Raw genomic sequence first — 2,401 nt, forward strand, 5'->3', positions numbered from 1 at the left:
AGGGGATGCGGAGCGCCGGACGTTCGTCCGGAGGTTTGGGTAGTGAGTACCGTTTCGACGAAGCCAGGACGCTCCGCGCGGTCGTTATCCGGTGAGCCCTCGACGCGCGGGGTCTTAACCCGCTTCCGAAAGAGGCCCCCGACGGGCGGGCCGGGCTGGCGACCCGGTCCCCGGACCGTCCGGGCGATTTCAGCCCGAACCCATCCCGCTCGACCACCCCCGACAGCCGTCACGATCGCCGGCCGGACGTCCCTTCCAAGCCATCGGGTGAGGAAGAGTATGGGGGCGGTTTTGAACGCGGATCATTCGGGAGCGCGTAAAAGCGGGAAGGGATTGATTTCGTTCGGCTTGATATCGCGAACGCCGAGCGCTCAGCCACGCCAATCCCCTTAAATCCTCCCCCTAGCGGGGGAGGTGTCGGCTCGAAGAGACGACGGAGGGGGAAGAGGCAGGCTCTCCAGCACTTCCCCCTCCGGCCTTCGGCCACCTCCCCCGCTGGGGGGAGGATCAAGACTCTCGCCCCTACGCCTTCTTCTTCGTCATGCCGCCCGCCACCGGCGGCGTCGGCTTGTCGCGCTTGATGCCGGCTTTCTGGCCGGGCTTCATGAACTTGACCAGCACGCGCTGGCCGACCAGCAGCGGGGCGCCGTCGGCGCTGACCACCACCTCGACGACGCGCTCGTCGCTGCGCTGGCTGGGGTCGTCCGAGGCCAGCTTGCGGGCCCCGAAGACGGCGGCGCGGCGCAGCATCTTGCCGACGTAGATCTTGTCGGGATCGCTTTCGGGCTGGATCTCGACCTCCTGGCCGATGGTGACGTTCGGCAGGTCGGCCTCGACGATCTCGGCCCGCACGATGCGCTGGGTGTTGGGCTCCAGATCGAACATGGCGGTGACGTTCAGGGTCGAGGCGCCGGCGCCGGGATTGGCCTGGCGACGGGCGATGCGGCCGTCGGCCGGGGCGCGGATGATCGTCAGTTCCTGGTTGTACCGGGCCTGGGCGACCTGGGCGGCGGCGACGCCGATGGCGGCCTGCTGGGCGCCGATATTGGCTTGAGCCGAGGCGATCTGATCGCGGGCGGCGTCCAGGCGCTGGGCGGCGACGAAGTTGGAGGCCGCCAGGTTCTGCAGGCGGGCGTATTCGCGCTGGGCCGTACGCAGCTGCACCTGGTAGAGCTGCAGCTGGGCCTTGGCCGAGGCCAGGCTCGCCGCGGCGGTCTGCGAGGCCAGGCGGACGTCGTCGTCCTCCTGCTTGGCCAGGGGCTGGCCCATCTTCACGATGTCGCCTTCCTGGACGTAAACGTCGCGGACGATGCCCTGGCGGCGCGCGGCCACCTGGATCACGCCGCCCTCGACGTCGGCCTTGCCCTGGGCGATGGCGGCGTAGGGGGAGGGCTCCTCCTGGGCGGCGGCGGCCTCGAGTTTCTTCTTCTTCTCGGCCGCCTGGCTCTTCACATAGAAGAAGCCGCCGCCGATCAGCGCGACGACGATGATGGCGATCCAGAAGGCGGGTCGGCGCAGGAAGCCGGGCATGTCGAGTTTTCCCCAGAAATCAGTGGCTGAGCGGCGCGGGATGGGCGTCAGGCGTGCGTCGCACGTCGTCCAGGATCCGGCCGTCTTCGATGTGGATGACGCGGTCGGCATAGGCCTCGAGCCGCGGGTCGTGCGTCACGCAGATCACCGCCGCGCCGCGCTCGGTGGCGGCCGCGCGCAGCAGCTTGATCACGGTCTCGCCGCTCTTGCCGTCGAGGGCCGAGGTCGGTTCGTCCGCGAAGATCAGGTTCGGGTTCTTGGCCAGGGCGCGGGCGATGGCCACGCGCTGCTTCTCGCCGCCCGAAAGCTCGGACGGGCGCTGGTTGACGCGGGGGCCCAGGCCCACCGACTCCAGCGCGGCCTGGGCGCGGCGCGCGGCCTCGCCAGGGCCGACGTCCTGGTACTTCAGAACCGTCATCACCTGCTGCTTGGCCGTGAGGGCCGGGAACAGGTTGAAGCCCTGGAAGATGAAGCCGCAGTGATCGAGGCGGAACTTGTCGATCCGGCCCTTGGGCAGGGACCACAGGTCCTTGGCCTCAAGGGCCGAAACCTTGCCTTCATCCGGTTTCAGCAGGCCTGAAAGCGCCGCCACCAGTGTCGACTTGCCCGAGCCGGAGGGGCCCATGACCATGGTCACGTCGCCGTGCCTGGCGTCGAAATCGACGCCCTTGAGCACCTCGATGAAGGTGCGGCCGGTCTTGAACCGCTTGACCAGGCCCTTGGCGGACAACGCGCTCTGGCCGCGCTTGTGGCTGTGATCGTTGCTCATCGCAGCAGATCCGCGGGTTGGCTGTTCTTGAGGATGCCCAGCGACAGGAAGCCGGAGAGCATGGCGATGACGATCAGGAAGACGGCGACCACGCCCACCAGC

3 protein-coding genes and 1 pseudogene are annotated in these 2,401 nt (G+C 68.6%); all 4 read right to left on the minus strand.

The genetic code is table 11. The annotated features are described in order from the left end of the window. Positions 1-392: 392 nt before the first annotated feature. Positions 393-501 (minus strand): annotated as a pseudogene (locus VJ655_RS17305) (hypothetical protein); the annotation flags it as partial. 21 nt (positions 502-522) lie between these two features. Continuing rightward, a complete protein-coding gene (locus VJ655_RS17310; protein WP_324113232.1) occupies positions 523-1,530 on the minus strand; it encodes an HlyD family secretion protein in 1,008 nt (335 codons plus the stop codon). A 19-nt stretch (positions 1,531-1,549) separates the two neighbouring features. After that, complete coding sequence (locus VJ655_RS17315) at positions 1,550-2,299, minus strand: ABC transporter ATP-binding protein (RefSeq protein WP_324113234.1); 750 nt, start codon at positions 2,297-2,299, stop codon at positions 1,550-1,552. Then, positions 2,296-2,401, minus strand: a 106-nt coding sequence (locus VJ655_RS17320) for a hypothetical protein (protein ID WP_324113236.1), incomplete at its 5' end; no start/stop codon positions are given. The genes VJ655_RS17315 and VJ655_RS17320, both read right to left, overlap by 4 nt.

The organism is Caulobacter sp., from assembly GCF_035254145.1.
Lineage (GTDB): Bacteria > Pseudomonadota > Alphaproteobacteria > Caulobacterales > Caulobacteraceae > Caulobacter.